Here is a 22,342-nt window from a genome sequence, read left to right as displayed (position 1 = left end):
CGGGGCGCCGGGCGTCAGTCGTCGTCCCTGGCGCCTTCCATTGCCTTGTGGTGGCGCGCCACGAAATCGGCATAGGTGTCGATGCCGCGCAGTTGCAGGATCGAATTGCGCACCGCGGCCTCGACCAGCACGGCGATGTTGCGGCCGGCGACCACCTGGATGATCACCTTGCGCACCGGCACGCCCAGCACGTCCTGCGTCAGCGGTGCCGAGGGCATGCGCTCGTAGTCGCGCTCGAAGCTGTCGCGGCGCACCAGGTGGACGATGAGCTTGAGCCGCATCTTCCGTCGCACCGCCGTCTCGCCGAAGATGGCGCGGATGTCCAGCAGGCCGATGCCGCGCACCTCCAGCAGGTTCTGCAGCAGGTCCGGGCAGCGCCCCTCGATCGTGGTCTGGTTGATGCGGTACAGGTCGACCGCGTCATCGGCCACCAGGCCGTTGCCGCGCGAGATCAGCTCCAGGCCGAGCTCGCTCTTGCCCAGGCCCGACTCGCCCGTGATCATCACGCCGAGCCCCAGGATGTCCATGAACACCCCGTGCATCGAGGTGCGCTCGGCGAAGTGCTTGGACAGGTAGGCGCGCAGCAGGTCGATGACGAAGGCCGACGATTCGCGCGTGGAGAACAGCGGCAGCTGGGCGCGCTCGCAGATCGTCAGCAGCTGGTCCGGTGGCGCCTGGCCGTCGGCCAGCACCAGCATCGGCGGCTCCAGCGTGACGATGCGCGCAATGCGGCGTGCGCAGTCGTCGGGCGAGCCGGTGGTGAGGTAGGCCACCTCGCGGGCGCCGAGGATCTGCACCCGGTAGGGATGGATGTAGTTGAGGTAGCCGACCAGGTCAGCGGCCGACTGGGCGCGACTGATGACTTCCGGGTCGAACTGGCGCTCCGAGGCACCCAGGCCGGCCAGCCACTCCCAGCGCAGCGAGCCGCGGAATTCCTCGAACATCGCATCGGCGCTGATGGCGTTCGGCTTCATGAGAAATACAGGTGCCCCGCTTGGGGCATGGAAGCAGGAAGGAAGGCAGCCGGGCGGCTCACGCGACCTGCGCCGGCTGCCAGCCCGCGATCAGGGCGTGCAGCTGCGCCGCATCGGCGCTCGACTTGATCAGCTCGCGCAGGCCGGAGTCGCTCAGCAGCTCGGCAATCTCGGACAGGATCTCGAGGTGCTTCTGCGTGGCCGCCTCGGGCACCAGCAGGAAGATCAGCAGCTTGACGGGTTGCTCGTCCGGCGCATCGAAGCCGATGGCATTGGCCAGCTGGAACACGGCCGCCATGGGCGACTTCAGGCCCTTGATACGGCCATGCGGAATGGCCACGCCGTGGCCGAGGCCGGTGGAGCCCAGGCGCTCCCTGGCAAACAGGCTGTCGGTGATGAGTGCCCGCCCCAAGCCGTGCAGATTCTCGAACAAAAGGCCCGCCTCTTCGAAGGCACGCTTCTTGCTGGTGACATCGACGCTCACGAGGACTTGGGCGGGCGGCAGAATGGACGCGAGACGATTCATGGTGTGTGGGACGGGGCCGATTATGCACCCATGCCACGAAATGCAAAGGGCCGCCTTTCGGCGGCCCGCAATAGGATTTGCCCGAACGGCTCGGACTGCCTTCTAGAACCTTAGTTCACCACTCGCTTGACGGTCTCGTGATGGTGGTCCTGCAGGCACTCCTTGTGGCGAACCACCTGCCGGTCGAGCTTGTCGACCAGTTCATCGACGGCGGCATAGAGATCGTGATGACTCGACTCGGCGAACATGTCATTTCCCTTGACGTGGATGTTGCACTCGGCTCGTTGGCGCTTTTCCTTCTCCTTCTGCTTTTCCACCGTCAGGATCACCTTGACGTCTACGACCTGGTCGAAATGGCGCGTGATGCGGTCCAGCTTGCTGGTGACGTAGGTGCGAAGGGCGGGTGTGACGTCGAGGTGATGTCCGCTGATCGTCAAATTCATGTGTGACCTCCTGGAAGCGACGGTTGAAGAGACCATGAGCCGCGGATGCGGCCAGGTCGGCGGGAAAGTGGGGGAAGCGGATAGCAGGTGGGAGAGGAGCGGCGTGCGCTGGAGCAGAACTGGTCCGATTCACTATGCCCGCGAGGGTGGTGAAAAGCAATGCAAGACCCAGCCTGCAATACCGGATACCTGTTACAGGCGTTTTGCGTCAAACTGGGGGGCTTGCAAGGGTGCGCAGCGATGGCGCCCCGAGCCGCCGGGACACACGCTAGGACCGCCAGGCCGCGCGCAGGCGGTTGCGCAGGTCGATGGTGGCCGCGGGCGGCGGCACGGCTGGCGGCTCCGCGGGCGGCGGCGGCCACACCACCTGCAGATACCCCTTCGCATCGGCGGCCGGAATGAAGCGCGTGCGCCCCGCATACAGGTGGCGGTCGCCGCGCGCCGACTGCCGCGTCACATAGAAGCGCTGCGGCACCAGCAGATGCAGGTGGTCCCGGGCCCGCGTCATGGCGACGTACAGCAGGCGCCGCTCCTCCTCGATCTCCTCGGCGCTGCCGGTGGCCATGTCCGAGGGAATGCAGCCATCCACCACATTGAGCACGTGCACGGAGGTCCACTCCTGCCCCTTGGCCGAATGGATGGTCGACAGGATCAGGTAGTCCTCGTCCAGCAGGGGCGGGCCCGCCCGGTCGCTGGTGGCGTCGGGCGGGTCGAGCGTCAGTTCCGTCAGGAAGCGTTCGCGCGAGGCATAGCCGGCCGCCAGCTGCACCAGCTGGCCGACGTCCGCCAGGCGCAGCCCCGCGTCCTCGTGCAGCCGCTCGAGTTGCGGCTGGTACCAGCGTTGCGCCACTTCCAGGTCGGCCGGCCAGGTGCCTGGGCCGGCTGAGCGCAGCGCGCCGTAGGTCGCGGCGAATTCCGCCCACGCGTCGCGCGCCGCCGCGGGCACGGGCAGATCCCGCACGGTGGCGGCCGGATCGGCGGACGTCTCCAGCGCGTCCATCAGCCGCGTGGCGGTCGCCGGGCCGATGCCGGGGATGAGTTGGACCACCCGGAAACCGGCCAGACGGCCTTTCGGGTTCTGCGCAAAGCGCAGCAGCGCCAGCATGTCCTTGACGTGCGAGGCCTCGAGAAACTTGAGTCCGCCGAATTTCACGAAGGGGATGTTGCGCCGCGCCAGCTCCAGCTCGAGCGCCGCGCTGTGGCTGGCGGCCCGGAACAGCACGGCCTGCGACTTCAGCCGCAACCCGCCTTCGCGGTGCGCCAGCACCTGGTCGGCCACCCAGCGCGCCTGGTGGACTTCGTCGGGAACCAGCACCAGCTGGGCCGGGCCTGCGGACGGCCGGTCGCTCCACAGCCGCTTGGCGAAGCGCTCTCCGGCCCCGGCGATGACGGCGTTGGAAACGTCGAGGATCGGCGAGGTGGACCGGTAGTTGCGCTCGAGCGTGACGACGCGTGCCGGCCGCCCGGGGGAGGCGAACTGGCTCGGAAAGTCGAGGATGTTGCGTACCGTGGCACCGCGGAACGAATAGATGGATTGCGCATCGTCGCCCACGGCCGTCAGCCCGCGTCCGTCCGGCCTGAGCCGCTGCAGGATGGCCGACTGGAGCCGGTTGGTGTCCTGGTACTCGTCGACCAGGACATGGTCGAAGCGTTTGCTCACTTGTGTTGCAAGCGCAGGCTCGCCCATCATCTCGTGCCAGGCCAGCAACAGGTCGTCATAGTCGAGCACGTTCTGCGCGGCCTTGGCATCGACGTAGGCGCCGAACAGCCGCCCGAGTTCGGCCTCCCATTCGGCGCACCACGGGAAGGCGCGCGCCAGCACGGCCGACAGGCTGTCCTGGGTGTTGACCACGCGCGAATAGATCGACAGGCAGGTGCCCTTGCCGGGAAAGCGCCGGCCGCTGCCGGCGAGGTTCAACTCGTGCCGGACCAGGCCCATCTGGTCTTCGGCATCGCCGCGGTCGTGAATGGTGAATTGCGGGTCCAGCCCCAGCGATGCCGAATGGTCGCGCAGCAGACGCGCGCCGATGGCGTGAAAGGTGCCGGCCCAGGGCAGTTCGGGCGGCGACTGCGTTCCCAGGCCCAGTGCCCGCGCCAGCACGTGGCCGGCGCGCTGCGACATCTCCTGCGCCGCGCGGCGCGAGAACGTCAGCAGCAGCAGGCGCTGCGGATCGGCACCATGGGCGATCAGGCTGGCCACGCGGTGCGCGAGCGTGCTCGTCTTGCCCGAACCGGCGCCCGCCACCACCAGCAATGCGCCGGCGTCGGCGCCGTCGGCGCCGTGCAGCACCGCCTCGCGCTGCGGCGGGTTCAGCCGCTCCAGGGCTTCATGCAGGCGGCTGAGAGGGTGTTCGATCGTGTTCATGGCGGCGCAGGCGCAACTGTACATTCATCCAGCGGATCACGCGGTCGGGCAGGCGCAAGAAGGCGCCGCCCGATCCATGCACAGATGACATAATTGCGCCCGTCGCAACAAGCACGCTTTTAGGAGCACCGCCTTGGAAAACTGCCCTCCTCGGCAGCTTTCAACTCCCAGCTGACGCCCGTCATTCGCGAATGGGTGCCGGATCGGGGTTGAAAGCGCCCCGCACTCTTGCCCATTCGTCGAACGTCATCTCAGGGAGTGAGCCCATGCTCAACATCTTCACGCTCGCCAACGGCCGTCTCGTCCAGGAAGAGATCGAGTCGCTGGAAGAACTGTCCAAGTTCCGCCCCATCTGGGTGGACCTGGAATCGCCCACGCTGGAGGAAAAGCGTTGGGTCAAGCAGTACTACGACCTGTCCATTCCGGAAGACGCGATGGACGAGGACATCGAGGAATCCGCCCGCTTCTACGAGGAAGACAACGGCGAACTGCACATCCGCAGCGACTTCCTGATCGACGACGAGGACCCGCGCTCGGTGCGCGTGGCCTTCATCCTCAATCGCCACAACGACGTCTCCCGGCGCAGTTCGGGCGTGCTGTTTTCCATCCACGAGGAGGACATCCCGGTGTTTCGCCTGTTGCGCCTGCGCGCGCGGCGGGCACCCGGCTTCATCGAGGATGCCAAGGAGGTGCTGCTCAAGCTGTTCGACACCGACGCCGAGTACTCGGCCGACACGCTCGAGGACATCTATGACGAGCTTGAGGTGGTCAGCAAGAAGGTGCTGGCCGGGAACGTGAGCGACGAACTCGCCGGCGAGGCGCTGGGCGCCATTGCCCGCCAGGAAGACTTGAACGGGCGCATCCGCCGCAATGTGATGGACACGCGCCGCGCGGTGAGCTTCATGATGCGCAGCCGCATGCTCAACGCCGAGCAGTTCGAGGAGGCGCGGCAGTTGCTGCGCGACATCGAGTCGCTCGACAACCACACGGCGTTCCTGTTCGACAAGATCAACTTCCTGATGGATGCGACCGTCGGTTTCATCAACATCAACCAGAACAAGACCATCAAGATCTTCTCGGTGGCCAGCGTGGCGCTGCTGCCGCCGACGCTGATCGCCAGCATCTACGGCATGAACCTGGCCTTCCCGGATCTCAGGGCGTTGGGCGAGGCCGCCTTTCCGTACGTGCTGGCGCTGATGGCCGCCAGCGCGCTCGGGCCGATGTGGTACTTCCGGCGGCGCGGCTGGTTGAAATAGCTCCCCCCAGGCTACCCTGCTTCGCAGGTCCGCCAACCCCCTCGAGGGGGCACACCCTCCGGCCCGGCGGAGCCGGTTCCGTGGTTGTTCCCGAAGGGGCTTCGCTGCGCTTGCCGCGCGCCTGCCTGGGGGCGCGACGCGGCGGATCAGGCCGCAGCGGCGGGGCGCACCCGCTCAACCGGCATTCAGCAGCCGCCAGAGCCTGTCCGGCGTCAGCGGCATCTGCAGCCGCGCCGCCTTGTCGGCATGGCCGGCGCGGGACAGGGCGTCGGCCACGGCATTGACGACCGCCGGCGTCGCGCCGATGGTGCCCAGCTCGCCGACGCCCTTGACGCCCAGCGGGTTGTTCAGGCACGGGGTGCCGGTGTCCATCTCGGTGGTGAACTCGGGCGAACCGGACGAGGTGGGCAGCGCGTAGTCCATCAGGCTGCCGGTGACGAGCTGGCCGGAGGCGGCGTCGTAGACCACCTCCTCGAGCAAGGCCTGGCCGATGCCCTGCACGGCGCCGCCGTCGAGCTGGCCGCGCACGATCATCGGGTTGATGACGCGGCCGACGTCGTTGACCGAGGCATAGCGCTGCACCGCGACTTCGCCGGTGGCCGGGTCGAGCTCCACCTCGCAGATGTGGCAGCCGTTGGGCCAGCTCGGGCCGGCCACGGCGCTGGTCGAGTCCATGAAGATGCGCGCGTCCGGCTGGCGCCCGGCCAGCTCGAACAGGCCGATGGCCAGGTCGGTGCCGGCGACGCTGAATTGGCCGGCGTCGTAGCGCACGTCCTGCTCGCTGGCCTCGAATTCCTTGGCGGCCAGGCCGCGCGCGACGTCAATGGTGCGCTGCGACCCGACCTGCATGGCCGAGCCGCCGGTGAAGATGGAGCGCGAGCCGGCGCTTCCGAACCCGTTGCCGCGGTCGGTGTCGCCGAGCACCACGCGCACCTTCTCGATCGGCACGCCGAAGGCATCGACCACCAGTTGCGCCAGCGACGTGGCGATGCCCTGGCCCATTGCGTTGACGGCGGAGTAGACCTCGATCACGCCCTCCGCCTGCACCGAGACGGTCACGCGTTCCTCGAACACGTTGCCGCCCGTCCATTCGAGGAAGGTGGCAATGCCCAGCCCGCGCTGCAGGCCCCGCTCGGCCGATTGGGCCGCGCGCGCGTCGAACCCGCTCCATTCGGCCAGCGCCAGCGCCTGGTCCATGACATGCTCGAAACGGCCGCTGTCGTACACCTGCTGCATCGGGTTGGTGTAGGGCATCTGCTCGGGCCGGATGAAGTTGCGGCGGCGCAGCGCGAGGCGGTCAATGCCGGTCTGGCGCGCGGCCTCGTCCATCAGGCGCTCGATGTTGAAGATGGCCTCGGGCCGGCCGGCGCCGCGGTACGCGCCGGTGGGCGCGGTGTGGGTCATCACCGCCTTGAAATGGAAGTCGATGGTCTGGATGTCGTAGACGCTCGTCTGCACCCACGGGCCGATCAGCAACTGGATGGCGACGCCCGCGCCGGTGGGGTAGGCACCGACATTGGCCACCGAATGCACGCGCAGCGCCAGGATGCGGCCGTCGGCTGCCAGCGCCAGTGCGCAGTGCGCCTCGATGTCGCGCCCGTGTGTGGAGGAGATGAACTCCTCGCTGCGATCGGCGATCCACTTGACCGGCCGGTGCAGCATGCGCGCGGCAATCGCTACCACCGCGTCTTCCGGGTAGAGACCGGTCTTCATGCCGAAGCCGCCGCCCACGTCGCCGACGACCACGCGCACGTCGTCGGCGGGAATCCCGAGCATGTCGGTGGCGATGGTGTTGCGCGCTCCGGTCGGCATCTGGGTGCTCATGCGCACAGTGGTGCGCCCGGTGGCGGCGTCGAAATCGGCCTGGACCGAGCGCGGCTCCAGCGTCACGGCGGCCAGCCGTTGATGCCGCAAGGTCAGCTCGACGACGTGCGCCGCCCGGGCGAAGGCGGCATCTGCCGCGACGGCGTCGCCGTGCCGCATCTCGGCCGAAATGTTGTCCGGCGCCTCGTCGCAGACCACCGGCGCCCCCGGGGCCAAGGCCTGCCGGGGGTCGACCACCATTGGCAGATCCTCGTAGTCGACCATCACGGCCTCTGCCGCGTCGCGCGCCTGCTGCACGCTGTCGGCCAGCACGGCGGCCACCGCCTCGCCCAGGAAGCGCACGCGCTCGTGGGCCAGCGCACGGCGCGGCGGCGTGGCGCCCGGGCTGCCGTCGGCGCGCGCGAAGCCGGCGACACCCGGGATCGGCTTGACGCCGGCGTCGACCAGTTCGGCCCCCGTCAGCACCCGGGCCACGCCGGGCATGCCGCTCGCGGCGGCGGTGTCGATCGACAGGATGCGGGCATGCGGATAGGGCGACCGCACGAAAGCCACGTGCAGTTGCCCTTCGGCGCGAACGTCGTCGGTGTACTGGCCGCGTCCGCTCAGCAGGGCCTCGTCTTCCAGCCGGCGCACGGCCTGGCCGCTGCCGAAGCGGGCGACGACGGGCGGGGAAGGGCTCTGGTCAACGGTCACGGCGGGCCTCGTTCATGCATGGATGGGTGAATCGGGCGCGCCGGCTGGATGCGGCGGCGCGTCATCTCGGTGCCGCGCATCATGCCGCAGAAGCGGGAAATCCACAGGCGCTGCGCGCATGGGCCGTGGGCGTACGACCCGGCCACGCCGGGCCGGACCGGTCAGGGCGCCGGGAGCCGATCGAGCAGCGCGGTGATCAGGCCGCGCGCCTGGCAGGCCGCCACCTGCGCCAGGTAGGCCGGGAAATCGACGTGCGCCTCGTCGTCCGCGCGGTCCGAGACGTGGCGCGCGGCGGCAAACGGCACGCCGTGGTCGTGGCACACCTGGGCCACGGCGGCCGCCTCCATGTCGACCGCCAGAGCGTCCGGCAACTGCTCGCGCAGGGCCTGTGCCTCGTGCGCACGCGAGACGAAGCGGTCGCCACTGACGATCAGTCCGCGGTGCAGGCGCGAAGCCCGGCCGAGGCCGAACCGCTGCCGCACCTCCGGTTCGAGCCCGCCGCCTTCCGGCGCGGCCTGAGCCGCCGCCAGCAGAAGCGCCACCGAGGACGCATCGGCCGCGAAGCGCGCGCGCCCGTAGAGCGGAACCTCGTGGCGAGCGAACAGCGGCGAGGCATCCATGTCATGCTGGAGAAATTCGCCGCCGATCACCGTGTCGCCGACCCGCACGTCCGGGTGCAGGCCGCCGGCTAGGCCAGTGAAGAACAGCCGCGTCGCGCCGAAGCGCTCGATCGCCGCGGCGGCGGTCGTCGCCGCCGCCACCTTGCCGATGCGCGACAGGACGAACACGACCTCCCGGCCCTGCCACCGGCCCACATGGAACTCCCGGCCCGCATACACCTGGGTGCGCAGGCCGTCCAGCCGCTGCGCCAGGCCGGCCTGCTCTTCGGGCAAGGCGCTGAGGATGGCGGTGGTCATCGGCGCCGCCGTTCGGCCGTGCCTGCACCGTGACGCCGTGCCGCAGTCCGGGCGTGCATGGGGTCGCCGCCGGTCAGCGTGGGTCGCGCAGTTCGCGGCGCAGCACCTTGCCGACCGGCGTCTTCGGCAGCTCGGTGCGGAACTCGATCAACCTGGGGCGCTTGTAGCCGGTGAGGTTGTCGCGGCAGAACTCGCGAATCTGCTCCTCGGTCAGTTCGTCGCCCTTGCGCACGACCACCAGCTTGATGCCCTCGCCGGTCTTCTCGTCGGGCACGCCCACCACGGCGCACTCGAGCACGCCGGGCAGCTGCGACACCACGTCCTCGACCTCGTTCGGATAGACGTTGAACCCGCTGACGATGATCATGTCCTTCTTGCGGTCCACGATCCGGAAGTAGCCACGCTCGTCCGTCACGCCGATGTCGCCGGTCTTGAAATAGCCGTCGGCGGTCATGGCCTTGGCCGTCTCGTCCGGGCGCTGCCAGTAGCCCGCCATGACCTGCGGGCCCTTGATCGCGATCTCGCCGGCCTGGCCCAGGGGAACCTCGTTGCCCTGGTCGTCCAGCAGCTTCATCCGGGTGCTCGGCAGCGGCACGCCGATGGTGCCGCTGTATTCCGTGCTCGTGACCGGGTTGCAGCTGGCCGACGGCGAGGTCTCCGAAAGGCCGTAGCCTTCGCAGATGGGGCAGCCCGTCTTGCTCAGCCACAGCTTGGCCACGCCGCTCTGGACCGCGGTGCCGCCGCCCACCGACACCTTCAGGTTCTTCCAGTTGACGGTGTTGAAGTCCGGATGGTTGGCCAGGCCGGCAAACAGCGTGTTGACCGCCGGAAAGCTGTGGAAGGTGTGGCGCGACAGCTCCTTGAGCGTGGCCGCCAGGTCGCGCGGGTTGGGAATCAGGATGGATTTCCCGCCGGTGCGCATGCACAGCATCATGTTCACCGTGAAGGCGAAGATGTGATAGAGCGGCAGCGCGCACACGCTGGTGGGCTGCTCGCCTTGCGGCACCTTGCTCATGGCGGGCGCGTTCCAGGCTTCGGATTGCAGCACGTTGGCGATGATGTTCCGATGCAGCAGCACCGCGCCCTTCGACACGCCGGTCGTGCCGCCGGTGTATTGCAGGAGGGCGACGTCGTCCGGCCCGATCTGCGGCGCTTCGAACTTGCGCGAGCCGCCGCGGCCGAGCGCATCGTTGAAACGCACTGCGCCGGGCAACTGGAAGGGAGGCACCAGCTTCTTGATGTCGCGGACCACGAAGTTCACCAGCAGGCCCTTGAGACCCAGCCGGTCGCCCATGGCTGCCAGCACCACATGCTTGACCGGCGTGGCGGCGATGCATTTCTGCAGCGTGGCGCCGAAGTTCTCGATGATGATGATCGCCTTGGCGCCGGAATCCTTGAGCTGGTGCTCGAGCTCGCGCGGCGTGTAGAGCGGATTGACGTTCACGACCACCAGCCCCGCACGCAGCACCGCCGCCACCGCGATCGGGTACTGCGGCGTGTTCGGCATCATCAGCGCGACGCGGTCGCCCTTGACCAGGCCCAGGCCCTGCAGGTAGGCCGCCAGCTTGCGGCTAGCCTTGTCGACCTCGGCGTAGGTGATGTCCTTGCCCATGAAGCTGAAGGCAATCCTGTCGGCGTAGCGGCCGAAGCTCTCCTCCATCAGCTCGACCAGCGAGGCGTACTGGGTCGCGTCGATATCGGCGGGCACGCCTGCGGGATAGCTGGACAGCCAGGGGCGATCGGTCATCGGTGTCGTCTCCAGATAGAAAAAGGGCGCGGCCGCCCGTGGCGCCACGCCCCTCTATGGTAAGTGCAATAAAAAGTTACTCGACAGCTTTCACCATGTCCTCGACCACCTTCTTGGCGTCACCGAACACCATCATGGTCTTGTCCATGTAGAAAAGCTCGTTGTCGAGCCCCGCGTAGCCCGCCGCCATCGACCGCTTGTTGACGATCACGGTCTTGGCCTTGTAGGCCTCCAGGATCGGCATGCCGTAGATGGGGCTGCCCTTTTGCAGCGCCGCCGGGTTCACCACGTCGTTGGCGCCCAGGATGATGGCCACGTCGGCCTGGCCGAACTCGCCGTTGATGTCTTCCATCTCGAAGACCTGGTCGTAGGGCACCTCGGCCTCGGCCAGCAGCACGTTCATGTGTCCCGGCATGCGCCCGGCCACCGGGTGGATGGCGTACTTCACGGTCACGCCCTTCTCGGTGAGCTTCTGCGCCAGTTCCTTGACCGCGTGCTGCGCGCGGGCCACGGCCAGGCCGTAGCCGGGCACGATGACCACCGTCTCGGCGTTGCCCAGCACGAACGCGGCGTCGTCCGCGCTGCCGCTCTTGACCGGCCGCTGCTCCTTGGCGCCGCCGACCGCCGCGGTGGCCTCGCCGCCGAAGCCGCCCAGGATCACGCTGAAGAACGAGCGGTTCATCGCCTTGCACATGATGTAGCTCAGGATCGCGCCCGAGGAGCCCACCAGCGAACCGGCCACGATCAGCATCGCGTTGTTCAGCGAGAACCCGATGCCGGCAGCAGCCCAGCCCGAGTAGCTGTTGAGCATGGACACCACCACCGGCATGTCGGCGCCGCCGATCGGGATGATGATCAGCACGCCCATCAGGAAGGACAGCGCCAGCATCGCGAAGAACGCGGCCCAGCTCTCGGTGAACACGAACACCAGGCCGAGCGCGACGGTCAGCAGGCCCAGCACCAGGTTCAGCACGTGCTGCCCCTTGAACTGCACCGGCGCGCCCTGGAACAGGCGGAACTTGTACTTGCCCGACAGCTTGCCGAAGGCGATCACCGAGCCGCTGAAGGTGATCGCGCCGATGGCCGCGCCCAGGAAGAGCTCAAGCCGGTTGCCCGCCGGGATCGCATAGCGCAGGAAGCCGTCGATGATGTAGGCACCGTCGGGCGTGTTCACCCCCACCGCCGCGGCCACCGGCGCGGCCGTGATGCCGAACGCCCATGGCTCGAGCACGGCGGCGATGGCGATGAACACCGCCGCCAGGCCGATCATGCTGTGGAAGAAGGCCACCAGCTCGGGCATCTGGGTCATCTCGACCGTCTTGGCGCGCCAGGCCCCGTAGCCGCCGCCGACCACCAGACCCAGCAGCACCCATGCCATGCCGCTGGCCTTGCCGCCGGCCAGCTGCACGATCAACGCCGCCGTGGTCAGCACGGCGATGGTCATGCCGGCCATGCCGAACAGGTTGCCGCGAATCGACGTGGTCGGGTGCGACAGGCCCTTGAGTGCCTGGATGAAGCACACGCTGGCCACGAGGTACAGCAGCGTGACGACGTTCATGCTCATTTCGAGGCTCCCTCGGCGCGCGCAGGCGCTTTCTTCTCTTTCTTCCTGAACATCTCGAGCATGCGCCGCGTGACAAGGAAGCCACCGAACACATTGACCGCGGCCAGCGCGACGGCCAACACGCCCATGCCCTTGCCGACCCAGGTCTCGGTGAGCGCCGCCGCCAGCATGGCCCCGACGATGACGATGGCCGAGATGGCATTGGTCACCGCCATCAGCGGCGTGTGCAGCGCGGGCGTGACGGTCCACACCACGTGGTAGCCCACGTAGATGGCCAGCACGAAGATGATCAGGTTGATGACGGTATGGCTGACGGGATCCATGGCTGTTCTCCGCTGTGTCTTCGTGCTTGACTAGGCTTTCGCCCGCGTGACCTGGCCGGCCTGCGCCACCAGGCAGGCGGCAACGATGTCGTCCTCGAGGTCGACCTTGAAGCCGCCCTCCTTGGGCAGCACCAGCTTGAGGAAGTCCAGCACGTTGCGCGCATACAGCGACGACGCATCGGCCGCCACCAGGGCCGGCAGGTTGGTCTCGCCGACGATCGTCACGCCGTGCCTGGTCACCGTCTTGTCGGCCTCGGAGAGCGGGCAGTTGCCGCCCACGCCGCCGGGCCCCTTCCCGGCCGCGATGTCGACGATCACCGAGCCCGGCTTCATCGACTTGACCATTTCCTCGCTGATCAGCGTCGGCGCAGCCCGGCCCGGGATCAGCGCCGTGCTGATGACCACGTCGGCAAGCGCCACGCGCTTGGCCACCTCGACCTGCTGGCGCGCGAGCCACGACGGCGGCATGGGCCGGGCATAGCCGCCCACGCCCTCTGCGGCCTCTTTTTCCTCAGCCGTCTCGTACGGCACGTCGATGAACTTGCCGCCCAGCGACTCGACCTGCTCCTTGACGCTCGGACGCACGTCCGACGCCTCGATCACCGCGCCCAGGCGCTTGGCCGTGGCAATGGCCTGCAGCCCGGCCACGCCCACGCCGAGGATGACCACGCGCGCGGCCTTGACCGTGCCGGCGGCCGTCATCAGCATCGGGAAGAAGCGCTGGTACTTGTCGGCAGCCATCATCACCGCCTTGTAGCCGGCGATATTGGCCTGCGACGACAGCACGTCCATGCTCTGCGCCCGGGTGGTCCGCGGCGCGGCCTCCAGGGCGAACGCGGTCAGCCCCGCCGTCGCCAGGCGCTGCAGGCCCTCGGCATCGAACGGGTTGAGCATGCCCACCACGACCGCGCCGGGTTTCATGCGGGAAGCCTCTTCCTGCGAGGGCGCGCGGACCTTGAGCACGATTTCCGCGCCCAGGGCCGCAGCTGCGTCCACGATCTGGGCACCTGCAGCCTGATAAGCCTCGTCCGTGACGGACGCGGCCAGGCCGGCACCGGATTGAACCTGCACGACATGGCCGGACGCGACCAGCTTCCTGGTCGTCTCGGGCGTTGCGGCCACGCGGGTTTCGCCCGCCACTGTCTCGGCGGGCACGCCAATCAACATAGCAACCTCCTCCGGGCTGGGGACTCAACCCAATCGGCCGGGAGCTTACCTGAAGACCGCGAAGGGTTTCTTGACCTGAGACAAGTGTGTAAATGTGGCCGCTAACGCCGCTTCCGCAAAGGGTGTCCGACGTTTCTCACAGCCCGTGGACAATGATCGTAGCCATCGTGACATTTGGCGCAAGAGTTGACAATCGCAACTGGATCGCTGGAACATGGCCGGCTTCGCAGATTTAGACTGCGTAGCACAACTAGCAAAAAAGGGACGGAAAAACAATGCGCATAGCCACATTGGATGACGAGGTGTCGCAGATCGAACTGATCCGCCACACCATGAACGGCATCGACCATGAATGCCACGCCTACACGGAAGGAAAGGCGCTGATGCGCGACCTGCGCGTCCAGTCCTTCGACCTTCTGATCCTCGACTGGACCCTGCCTGACATCCAGGGTCCGTCCATCGTGAAATGGGTCCGTGAGGACCTGGCCAGCCGGATGCCGATTCTCTTCGTCACCAACCGCCGCGACGAAGCGGACCTGGTCGAAGGACTGGCCGCCGGCGCCGACGACTTCATGGTCAAGCCGATCCGCGCCGCCGAACTGCAGGCACGGGTGCGCGCCCTCCTGCGGCGCGCCTACCCGAGCCAGCACGAAGTCGAACTGCAGTTCGGCACCTACCACTTCTTCCCGCAATCGCGCACGCTGCATGTCGATGGCGCGCCGGTCGACCTGAAGCACCGCGAGTACGAGTTGGCCCTGTTCCTGTTCCAGAACATGGGACGACTGCTGTCGCGCGAGCATCTGCGCGAAGCCGTCTGGGGCCGCGGGCCGGACGAGCCCTCTCGCTCGCTCGACACACACATCTCGCGCCTGCGCACCAAGCTTTCGCTGCGGCCGGCCAACGGCTTCCTGCTGTCCGCCGTGTATGGCCTGGGCTACAGGCTGGAGACCGTCGACACCGGAATGTCGCCGTACGGCGCCGACGAAGCCGACGCAGAGGCCGGCATCAGGAGCACCTGATGAACACCGCGTTCCGGCGGTGTTGCACCGGCCTGGGCGGCCTGCTTCTCTCGTGCGCCTGCAGCGCCGCCGCGCTGCACAGCCAGCCGGATGCCGGGCCGCCGGCGGCCGAGGCCGCCGGCAACAGCGTGAAGGTCGACCTGATGGACGGCAGTGTGCTCGACGTGCCGACCGATGACGACTCGCCGGCCCCGAGGCCAGCACAGCCGCTGGTGGGCAACGGTGCGGACGCACCCGGTGCAGCGCCGCGCACGCTGATGCGCAGACGCGGCCAGATCTTCGACCCGGCAACGCCAGGCGTCGTCGCCAGCATCCGCGGCTGATTCGTTCGGCCGACGCCGGCTGCCGGCCGTGCAGCGCGGACTGACCGCGTTCGCGCGGCGTACCGCCCGTCCCACCACCTGCGCGCCCCATCTGCCACCCACATGCCACTCTCCGTTCCATCGCCCCCGGTGACTCGCCCGACGCCCGCGCAGCGCCTGGTCGGCCTGGCGCGACGACGCCTGGGCTGGCTGGTGCTGGCCGTCGGCCTGCTCGGGCTGGTTGCGACGCTGACCGCCTCGAACAGCCTGCCTCGGGCCGACCGCCTGTTGCGCGAGAGCGCGCTCAACCTGGTGCGGCCGGACGCCAGCGACAACATCGTCATCGTCGCGATCGACGAACGGAGCATGGACGCCATCGGCCGCTGGCCCTGGCGCCGCGCGCTCCATGCCGAGGTGCTGCGCCGCATTGCCCGGGGAGGGCCGCGCTGCATCGGCCTCGACCTGCTGCTCGGCGGCGAGGACGATGCCCCTGACGATGACGACGCGCTGCTGGCCCACCGCATCCGGGACGCCGGCTGCGTCATCCTGCCGATGGCGGTGCAGGTGAGTGGTCGCCATGGCGAGACGCAGAAGGAAATGCTGCCGGCCCCGGCCTTCGCGGCGGCTGCGGCCGGCCTGGGCCACGCGCACCTTTCGCTCGACGCCGACGGCACCGTCCAGGGGGTCTACCAGCGCGAGGGCTTTCCCGGGCGCGAGTGGCCCAGCTTCGCGTTGGCGCTGGCGCAGGCCGGCAGCGGCCAGCCGGTCGCACCGCAGCCCGAAACCGCGGCCGGCGGGGCCACGTCGCCCCCGGCCGCACGCTGGGCACGCACCGCGCATGACGCCATCGTCTTCCATGCCCCGTCGTCTTCGCACCGGACCGTGTCGTACATCGACGTGCTGCGCGGCAACGTGCCGCCGGAAGTCTTCAAGAACCGCTACGTGCTGATCGGCGCGACCGACGCGAGCCTTGCGGACGTGTTCGCCAGCCCGGCGCCCAGGCAGTACGGCCTGGTTCCGGGTGTCGAGATCTTCGCCACCGAACTGCAGGCGCTGCTGGCGGGCCAGCACATCGCCTCGGCGTCGACCTGGCAGAACCTGGCATTCAACCTGGTGCCGCTGGCCATCGTCCTCCTGGGCCTGCTCTGGCTGGGGCCGCTGGGCGTGTTCGTGCTGCTGTTGACGGTCCTGGTCGCGCGCACGGGCGTGCAGGTGGCCCAGCCGTGGATCGGTCTGCGCTTCACGTCCGCTGCCGGGCTCGGCGGCCTGCTGCTCGTCTATCCCCTGTGGAGCCTGATGCGCCTGACGGCGGCGCACCGCTTTCTGCAGCGCGGCACCCGAGAGCTGAACACAGTGCTGGCGGGCCTGTCCCTGCCGCGCGACGAACAGGCCGATGGCGACTTCCTCGATCGCGACTTCGACGCCTCCGCGCTGGCCATGCGGCGCGTGCGTGACCTGCATCGCTTCGTCCGCGATGGCGTCGACCGCCTGCCCGATGCCACCCTGATCCTGAACCGGCGCGGCAAGGTGTTCATGGCCAACCGGGCCGCGGCGGCACATTGGGGGCGCACTGCCGAAGCCCTCAAGGGCGAGGATGCCCAGGATCTGCTGGCCGACATCCGCTCGCGCGACAACGGCGCCCGCATGCTGGCGCCCGAGGCCCTGCGCCAGGACGCGCCCGCGCCGATCGCCGGAGAAGGGGAAGACGCCCGCGGGCGCATCCTCCTGCTGCGCTGCGCGCCGACCTTCACCGCCGAGAGCATCCATTCCGGCTGGATGATCTCGCTGGTGGACATCACCCGCATGCGCCGCGCGCAGAGCCAGCGCGACGAGGCGTTGCGCTTCATCTCGCACGACATCCGGGAGCCCAGCGCGTCCATCCTCACGGTGATCGAACTGGCGCGCGCCCGCCCCGCCATGCTGCCGCGCGAGCTGCTGCTGCAGCGCATCGAGCGCCATGCCCAGACTGGCCTCGAGCTGGCCGACGGCTTCGTCAACCTGGCGCGCGCCGAGGCGCAGCCTTTCAAGGCCGAGGTGCTCGACCTGAACGAGTCGCTGATGCAGGCCATCGACAACGCCTGGGACGAGGCGCGCCGGCGCGAGGTGCGCATCGTGCTCGGCGCCGGCCCGGACGAAGCCCCCTGCGCCGGCGATCGCGGTTTGCTCGCCCGCGCCCTGACCAACGTGCTGGGCAACGCATTGAAGTATTCGCCGGCCGGTGCCGAGATCGCCTGCGGCATTGCCGATCGCGGCGACAGGTGGGCGATTTCCGTGCGCGACCAGGGCCCGGGCATCGCGGCCGAACAGCAGAGCCAACTGTTCCAGCCTTTCCATCGGTTGCACCGCGAGTCGCACCCGGGCGTGCACGGTGTGGGCCTGGGCCTGCTGCTGGTGCGTACGGTGGCGCAGCGCCACGGAGGCAGCGTGGAGATCGACAGCGCCGAGAATGCCGGCTGCACCGTCATACTGCTGCTGCCCAAGCTCAACTGCAGCACCATGAAGCATCTCAGCCAGCAACAGCAAGAGGACGCATGACCGCGCCGCGATGGAAGCCCAACGTCACCGTGGCGGCGGTCATCGAGCGGGACGGACGCTTCCTCCTGGTCGAGGAGGACACGCCCGCGGGCCGCATGCTCAACAACCCGGCAGGGCATCTCGAGGCCGGCGAGACGCCCGTCCAGGCGTGCGCGCGCGAGGCATTGGAGGAAACGGCCCACCTGTTCCGCCCCACCGGCCTGGTCGGCATCTACATGGCACGGGCGCGCCAGCGCGACGGGCACGACACCACCTACCTGCGCATGGCCTTCTGCGGCGAGCTCGGCGAGCGAGTGCCCGGCCGCGAGCTCGACACCGGCATCCTCGGCACGCTCTGGTTGACGCCAGAGGAGATCCGCGCCAGCCGGGCGCGTCACCGCAGCCCGCTGCTGCTGCGCTGCGTCGAGGACCATCTCGCCGGCGCACGCCACCCCTTGTCGCTGATCCACGTCGACCCGTCGGTGCTGGCCGCGGACTGAACCGCGGCCGGGCGCACCGCGGCATGTCCCGCCCCAGGCATGGAGCGGCCGGCGCAGGGACAATATCGCCCATGAGCACGCAAGCGAAGCAACGGGTGGTCGTCGGCCTGTCCGGCGGTGTCGACTCGGCCGTCACGGCGTACCTGCTCAAGAAGCAGGGCCACGAGGTGGTCGCCATCTTCATGAAGAACTGGGAGGACGATGACGACAGCGAGTACTGCTCGTCGAACATCGACTTCGTGGACGCCGCCAGCGTGGCGGACGTGCTGGGCATCGAGATCGAGCATGTCAATTTCGCGGCCGACTACAAGGACCGCGTCTTCGCCGAGTTCCTGCGCGAATACCAGGCGGGCCGCACGCCCAACCCGGACGTGCTGTGCAACGCCGAGATCAAGTTCAAGGCCTTCCTGGACCACGCCATGCGCCTGGGCGCGCAGCGGATCGCCACCGGCCACTACGCGCGCGTGCGGTTCAACGAGGCCACGCGACGCCACGAATTGCTCAAAGGGCTCGATCCCGCCAAGGACCAGAGCTACTTCCTGCACCGCCTCAACCAGCAGCAGCTGGCGCGCACCCTTTTCCCGGTGGGCGAGCTGCGCAAGACCGAGGTGCGGCGCATCGCCGACGAGATCGGGCTGCCGAACGCAAAGAAGAAGGACTCGACCGGCATCTGCTTCATCGGCGAGCGGCCGTTCCGCGAGTTCCTCAACCGCTACATCAGCAAGGCGCCCGGGCCGATCCGCGACGACCGCGGACGCGTGCTCGGACAGCACCAGGGACTGTCCTTCTACACCCTGGGCCAGCGCCAGGGCCTGGGCATCGGCGGCATCAAGGAAAAAGGCGCCGCCCGCGGCGGCGGCGAACATGCTCCGTGGTTCGTCGCGCGCAAGGACATGGACAGCAACACGCTGTGGGTGGTGCAGGGACACGACCACCCCTGGCTGCTCTCGCGCTCGCTGGCCGCCGACGACCTGAGCTGGGTGGCGGGCGAACCGCCGGCGCCGGGCCGCTACGGCGCCAAGTCCCGCTACCGCCAGGCCGATGCCGCGTGCCAGATGCCGGCGGGGCCGGCGGACGGCACGGCGCCGCTGCAGCTGGATTTCGACGAGGCGCAGTGGGCCGTCACGCCCGGCCAGTCGGCCGTGCTGTACGACGGCGACGTGTGCCTGGGCGGCGGCGTGATCGCGTCCGCGCTGCCCTGGGCGCACACGCCCTGACACATCGGCGACGCGGCCCGGCGCGCACAGAAGCGCTCACTCACGATAATCTCGCCCGGCCGCCGCGCGATGCGGCGGCGCTGTCGCGCTCCGCCTAACAACATTTCGACAAGGAGAATCCGCCATGCCTTGGCAGCAGATCTACGACCCCCTGGGCAACATGTTCATCTCCACCGCCCTCGCGGCCATCCCGGTGGTGGTGATGCTGGCCGCGCTCGGCTTCTTCCACATCAAGGCGCACATCGCCGCCGGCATGGGCCTGGTCGCCGCGCTGCTGGTGGCGATCTTCGCCTACGGCATGCCCGCGGACATGGCCGGCCGCGCCGCGATGCTCGGCGGCCTGACCGGCCTGCTGCCGATCGGCTGGATCGTTCTGAACATCATCTTCCTGCACCAGTTGACCGAACAGAACGGCAGCTTCAAGGTGCTGCAGGATTCGCTGTCGGGCATCACGCAGGACCGGCGCATCCAGCTGCTGCTGATCGCCTTCTGCTTCGGCGCCTTCTTCGAGGGCGCAGCCGGCTTCGGCACCCCGGTGGCGGTGACCGCGGCCATCTTGATCGGCCTGGGCTTCTCGCCGCTGGCGGCGTCGGGCCTGTCGCTCATCGCCAACACGGCGCCGGTGGCCTTCGGCGCGCTGGGCACGCCGGTGATCACGCTGGCCAAGGTGCACGGCTACGACCTGATGGAAGTCACGGCAATGATCGGCCGCCAGCTGCCCTTCTTCTCGCTGCTCGTGCCCTTCTGGCTGATCTGGGCGTTCGCCGGGCGCAAGGGCATGGCCGAGATCTGGCCGGCGATCCTGGTTGCGGGCCTGTCGTTCGCGATCCCGCAGTACCTGGTGTCGAACTTCATCGGACCCGAGCTGGTGGACATCATCGCGGCCATCGTCTCGATGGTCTGCCTGGTCGCCTTCCTCAAGGTGTGGCAGCCGCGCACCATCTGGACGTCGGCCTCGCTGCGCGGCAAGGACATAAGCGCCGGCGAGACCAAACCCCCGGCGCCGGTGACGCGCCACGGCACCGCCGAGCTGGTCCGTGCCTGGATGCCGTGGGTCATCCTGTCGGTGTTCGTGTTCATCTGGGGCCTGCCGTCGGTCAAGGGCTGGCTCAACGGCCTGTACTCGCCGAACTTCCCGATCGCCGGGCTGCACAACATGGTGGAGAAGGTGCCGCCGGTGGTGACCGCGCCGACCAAGGAAAGTGCCGTCTACACGCTCAACCTGCTGTCGGCGACCGGCACCGCCATCCTGCTGGCGGCCATCGTCGGCGGGGTGCTCATGAAGTACAACCCGCTGCAGATCGTGCGCACCTTCGGCCGCACGATCTGGCTGGTGCGCTATTCGCTGCTGACCATCATGCTGATGCTGGCGCTGGGCACGCTCACGCGCTACTCGGGCACGGACACCACGCTCGGCCTGGCCTTCGCCAACACCGGCGTCTTCTATCCGTTCTTCGGCACCCTGATGGGCTGGCTCGGCGTGGCGCTGACCGGCTCGGACACGGCGTCGAACGTCCTGTTCGGCGGCATGCAGAAGGTGGCGGCCGAGCAGTTGGGCCTGTCGGCCAACCTGATGGGCGCGGCCAACAGCTCGGGCGGCGTGATGGGCAAGATGATCGACGCCCAGTCGATCGTGGTCGCCTCCACTGCCACGCGCTGGTTCAACCACGAGGGCGACATCCTGCGCTTCGTGTTCTTCCACTCGATCGCGCTGGCGTCGCTGGTCGGCATCCTGGTGACGCTGCAGGCCTACGTCTGGCCCTTCACCCTGCTCGTGCACTGAACATGGCCGCCGCGGGGCCGGCGGCGCGAGCGGCCGGGCCTGCTCAGGCTTTCATGCACTGCTGGGCCAGCAGTTCGTAGGAGCGCAGCCGCGCCGCCGGCTCGAAGATCTGCGACGTCACCATCAGCTCGTCGGCCCCGGTGCGCGCCACGAAGGCCTCGACGGCGGCGCGCACCGTCTGTGGCGAACCGACCGCGGCGCATGACAGTACGGTGTCGAGCAGCATGTTCTCCGCCGGCCCGACCCGCTGCCGGTACCCCGGCACCGGCGGCGGCAGGCGTCCGGGCCGGCCGCTGCGCAGGTTGACGAAGGCCTGCTGCCATGAGCTGGCCAGCAGTTCGGCCGCCTCGTCGGTCTCGGCCGCGAATACATTGAAGCCGAGCATCACGTACGGCTTGGCCAGCTGCGCCGAGGGGCGGAATGTGCTGCGGTAGATCTCGATGGCCTGCATCATCTGCTGCGGCGCGAAGTGCGATGCAAAGGCGTACGGCAGGCCCAGGTGCGCCGCCAGCTGCGCGCCGAAGGTGCTCGACCCGAGGATCCAGATCGGAACCTCCAGCCCCCGGCCCGGCACCGCCAGCACCGGCTGCCGCGGCTCCTTGGACAGGAAGTCCATCAACTCGAGCACGTCCTGCGGGAACTGTTCGGAATTGCTGTCGAGATCACGGCGCAGGGCGCGCGCGGTGCGCTGGTCCGAGCCCGGCGCGCGGCCCAGGCCCAGGTCGACGCGGCCGGGATAGAGCGATTCGAGGGTGCCGAACTGTTCGGCGATGACCAGCGGCGAATGGTTCGGCAGCATCACCCCGCCGGCGCCGATGCGGATGGTCGAGGTGCCCGCGCCCACGTGGGCCAGCAGCACGGCCGTGGCCGCGCTGGCGATCCCGGGCATGCCATGGTGCTCGGCCATCCAGTAGCGCCTGTAGCCCAGGCGCTCGCCGTGCTGCGCCAGCGCGAGCGAGTTGCGGAACGACTGGGCGGCGTCCCCGCCTTCGCAGATCGGAGACAGGTCGAGGATGGAAAGCGGTGGCATGGCGGCAGACATGGCCGCCATCATGGCGCCAAGCGCCAAAGCCTGCCGGCGTGTTGTTTTTCTCCCTCGTGCCGCGGCGTCTCGCCACGCGCTTCGCGCCAATTCCCGCCCATCGTTGCTGACATTCCACAAAAAATGGAATGCGAATGGCTATCATTTTTGGTTCCGCACAAGAAAC

18 protein-coding genes are annotated in these 22,342 nt (G+C 68.6%); 7 read left to right on the top strand and 11 right to left on the bottom strand.

Annotation, left to right across the window (positions count from 1 at the left end; all coding sequences use genetic code 11):
• Positions 1 to 14 precede the first annotated feature (14 nt).
• From hprK to VES41_RS07410, 4 genes are all read right to left on the bottom strand, one after another.
• Positions 15 to 974, bottom strand: a complete 960-nt coding sequence (gene hprK / locus VES41_RS07425; protein ID WP_324814928.1) for an HPr(Ser) kinase/phosphatase — start codon at positions 972 to 974, stop codon at positions 15 to 17.
• 58 nt (positions 975 to 1,032) lie between these two features.
• Entirely contained in the window at positions 1,033 to 1,500 is a 468-nt protein-coding gene (locus tag VES41_RS07420) for a PTS sugar transporter subunit IIA (protein ID WP_324814925.1), read from the bottom strand.
• 110 nt (positions 1,501 to 1,610) lie between these two features.
• On the bottom strand, positions 1,611 to 1,943 hold the full coding sequence (hpf, locus tag VES41_RS07415) for a ribosome hibernation-promoting factor, HPF/YfiA family (RefSeq protein WP_324814922.1): 333 nt from the start codon (positions 1,941 to 1,943) through the stop codon (positions 1,611 to 1,613).
• Positions 1,944 to 2,211: 268 nt separating this feature from the next.
• Positions 2,212 to 4,299 (bottom strand): ATP-dependent helicase, encoded by a 2,088-nt coding sequence (locus VES41_RS07410; protein ID WP_414719061.1) that lies wholly within the window; start codon positions 4,297 to 4,299, stop codon positions 2,212 to 2,214.
• Between the two features lie 275 nt (positions 4,300 to 4,574).
• On the opposite strand from VES41_RS07410, the gene VES41_RS07405 reads away from it, so the two are divergent.
• Positions 4,575 to 5,564 (top strand): magnesium and cobalt transport protein CorA, encoded by a 990-nt coding sequence (locus VES41_RS07405; protein WP_324814916.1) that lies wholly within the window; start codon positions 4,575 to 4,577, stop codon positions 5,562 to 5,564.
• Positions 5,565 to 5,738: 174 nt separating this feature from the next.
• Here the strand turns inward: VES41_RS07405 and VES41_RS07400 are convergent, their stop codons facing one another.
• The 6 genes from VES41_RS07400 to VES41_RS07375 all read right to left on the bottom strand — a co-directional run bounded on the left by VES41_RS07400 (position 5,739) and on the right by VES41_RS07375 (position 13,799).
• The gene (locus tag VES41_RS07400) at positions 5,739 to 8,081 is read right to left on the bottom strand and encodes a xanthine dehydrogenase family protein molybdopterin-binding subunit (protein ID WP_324814913.1); all 2,343 of its coding nucleotides are present in this window, start codon (positions 8,079 to 8,081) and stop codon (positions 5,739 to 5,741) included.
• Between the two features lie 161 nt (positions 8,082 to 8,242).
• A complete protein-coding gene (locus VES41_RS07395) occupies positions 8,243 to 8,998 on the bottom strand; it encodes a 5'-methylthioadenosine/adenosylhomocysteine nucleosidase (protein WP_324814910.1) in 756 nt (251 codons plus the stop codon).
• 73 nt (positions 8,999 to 9,071) lie between these two features.
• Complete coding sequence (locus VES41_RS07390; RefSeq protein WP_324814907.1) at positions 9,072 to 10,745, bottom strand: long-chain-fatty-acid--CoA ligase; 1,674 nt, start codon at positions 10,743 to 10,745, stop codon at positions 9,072 to 9,074.
• Between the two features lie 76 nt (positions 10,746 to 10,821).
• Positions 10,822 to 12,309, bottom strand: a complete 1,488-nt coding sequence (locus tag VES41_RS07385; RefSeq protein ID WP_324814904.1) for an NAD(P)(+) transhydrogenase (Re/Si-specific) subunit beta — start codon at positions 12,307 to 12,309, stop codon at positions 10,822 to 10,824.
• Complete coding sequence (locus VES41_RS07380) at positions 12,306 to 12,632, bottom strand: NAD(P) transhydrogenase subunit alpha (protein WP_324814901.1); 327 nt, start codon at positions 12,630 to 12,632, stop codon at positions 12,306 to 12,308. The genes VES41_RS07385 and VES41_RS07380 overlap by 4 nt, the downstream gene beginning before the upstream one ends.
• A gap of 30 nt (positions 12,633 to 12,662) precedes the next feature.
• A complete protein-coding gene (locus VES41_RS07375; RefSeq protein ID WP_324814898.1) occupies positions 12,663 to 13,799 on the bottom strand; it encodes a Re/Si-specific NAD(P)(+) transhydrogenase subunit alpha in 1,137 nt (378 codons plus the stop codon).
• Positions 13,800 to 14,074: 275 nt separating this feature from the next.
• Between VES41_RS07375 and VES41_RS07370 the strand changes: the two genes are divergently transcribed.
• The 6 genes from VES41_RS07370 to VES41_RS07345 all read left to right on the top strand — a co-directional run bounded on the left by VES41_RS07370 (position 14,075) and on the right by VES41_RS07345 (position 21,134).
• Entirely contained in the window at positions 14,075 to 14,818 is a 744-nt protein-coding gene (locus VES41_RS07370; RefSeq protein WP_324814895.1) for a response regulator transcription factor, read from the top strand.
• Positions 14,818 to 15,141 carry a hypothetical protein gene (locus tag VES41_RS07365; RefSeq protein WP_324814892.1) on the top strand — a complete coding sequence of 108 codons (324 nt, stop codon included), beginning with the start codon at positions 14,818 to 14,820 and terminating at the stop codon, positions 15,139 to 15,141. Before VES41_RS07370 ends, VES41_RS07365 begins: the two co-directional genes overlap by 1 nt.
• 102 nt (positions 15,142 to 15,243) lie before the next feature.
• The gene (locus VES41_RS07360) at positions 15,244 to 17,655 is read left to right on the top strand and encodes a CHASE2 domain-containing protein (protein WP_324814889.1); all 2,412 of its coding nucleotides are present in this window, start codon (positions 15,244 to 15,246) and stop codon (positions 17,653 to 17,655) included.
• On the top strand, positions 17,652 to 18,134 hold the full coding sequence (locus VES41_RS07355) for an NUDIX hydrolase (RefSeq protein ID WP_324814887.1): 483 nt from the start codon (positions 17,652 to 17,654) through the stop codon (positions 18,132 to 18,134). The genes VES41_RS07360 and VES41_RS07355 overlap by 4 nt, the downstream gene beginning before the upstream one ends.
• Before the next feature lie 71 nt (positions 18,135 to 18,205).
• Positions 18,206 to 19,351 carry a tRNA 2-thiouridine(34) synthase MnmA gene (mnmA, locus tag VES41_RS07350; RefSeq protein ID WP_324814884.1) on the top strand — a complete coding sequence of 382 codons (1,146 nt, stop codon included), beginning with the start codon at positions 18,206 to 18,208 and terminating at the stop codon, positions 19,349 to 19,351.
• Between the two features lie 124 nt (positions 19,352 to 19,475).
• The gene (locus VES41_RS07345) at positions 19,476 to 21,134 is read left to right on the top strand and encodes an L-lactate permease (RefSeq protein WP_324814881.1); all 1,659 of its coding nucleotides are present in this window, start codon (positions 19,476 to 19,478) and stop codon (positions 21,132 to 21,134) included.
• 43 nt (positions 21,135 to 21,177) lie between these two features.
• On the opposite strand, the gene VES41_RS07340 is transcribed toward VES41_RS07345, so the two are convergent.
• A complete protein-coding gene (locus tag VES41_RS07340; RefSeq protein ID WP_324815036.1) occupies positions 21,178 to 22,164 on the bottom strand; it encodes an LLM class flavin-dependent oxidoreductase in 987 nt (328 codons plus the stop codon).
• Positions 22,165 to 22,342 lie beyond the last annotated feature (178 nt).

This window comes from Variovorax sp. (assembly GCF_035634955.1).
In the GTDB taxonomy this organism is placed as follows: Bacteria; Pseudomonadota; Gammaproteobacteria; order Burkholderiales; family Burkholderiaceae_C; genus Variovorax.
Note: the sequence above shows the minus strand (reverse complement) of the source record. Positions and strands in the feature narration are given on the sequence as shown.

What these genes read in the sequence shown, in the direction of transcription:
- hprK (WP_324814928.1), bottom strand. Translation starts at nt 974, where the DNA reads ATGAAGCCGAACGCCATCAGCGCCGATGCGATGTTCGAGGAATTCCGC.
- VES41_RS07420 (WP_324814925.1), bottom strand. Translation starts at nt 1,500, where the DNA reads ATGAATCGTCTCGCGTCCATTCTGCCGCCCGCCCAAGTCCTCGTGAGC.
- hpf (WP_324814922.1), bottom strand. Translation starts at nt 1,943, where the DNA reads ATGAATTTGACGATCAGCGGACATCACCTCGACGTCACACCCGCCCTT.
- VES41_RS07405 (WP_324814916.1), top strand. Translation starts at nt 4,575, where the DNA reads ATGCTCAACATCTTCACGCTCGCCAACGGCCGTCTCGTCCAGGAAGAG.
- VES41_RS07395 (WP_324814910.1), bottom strand. Translation starts at nt 8,998, where the DNA reads ATGACCACCGCCATCCTCAGCGCCTTGCCCGAAGAGCAGGCCGGCCTG.
- VES41_RS07390 (WP_324814907.1), bottom strand. Translation starts at nt 10,745, where the DNA reads ATGACCGATCGCCCCTGGCTGTCCAGCTATCCCGCAGGCGTGCCCGCC.
- VES41_RS07385 (WP_324814904.1), bottom strand. Translation starts at nt 12,309, where the DNA reads ATGAGCATGAACGTCGTCACGCTGCTGTACCTCGTGGCCAGCGTGTGC.
- VES41_RS07380 (WP_324814901.1), bottom strand. Translation starts at nt 12,632, where the DNA reads ATGGATCCCGTCAGCCATACCGTCATCAACCTGATCATCTTCGTGCTG.
- VES41_RS07375 (WP_324814898.1), bottom strand. Translation starts at nt 13,799, where the DNA reads ATGTTGATTGGCGTGCCCGCCGAGACAGTGGCGGGCGAAACCCGCGTG.
- VES41_RS07370 (WP_324814895.1), top strand. Translation starts at nt 14,075, where the DNA reads ATGCGCATAGCCACATTGGATGACGAGGTGTCGCAGATCGAACTGATC.
- VES41_RS07365 (WP_324814892.1), top strand. Translation starts at nt 14,818, where the DNA reads ATGAACACCGCGTTCCGGCGGTGTTGCACCGGCCTGGGCGGCCTGCTT.
- VES41_RS07360 (WP_324814889.1), top strand. Translation starts at nt 15,244, where the DNA reads ATGCCACTCTCCGTTCCATCGCCCCCGGTGACTCGCCCGACGCCCGCG.
- VES41_RS07355 (WP_324814887.1), top strand. Translation starts at nt 17,652, where the DNA reads ATGACCGCGCCGCGATGGAAGCCCAACGTCACCGTGGCGGCGGTCATC.
- mnmA (WP_324814884.1), top strand. Translation starts at nt 18,206, where the DNA reads ATGAGCACGCAAGCGAAGCAACGGGTGGTCGTCGGCCTGTCCGGCGGT.
- VES41_RS07345 (WP_324814881.1), top strand. Translation starts at nt 19,476, where the DNA reads ATGCCTTGGCAGCAGATCTACGACCCCCTGGGCAACATGTTCATCTCC.
- VES41_RS07340 (WP_324815036.1), bottom strand. Translation starts at nt 22,164, where the DNA reads ATGCCACCGCTTTCCATCCTCGACCTGTCTCCGATCTGCGAAGGCGGG.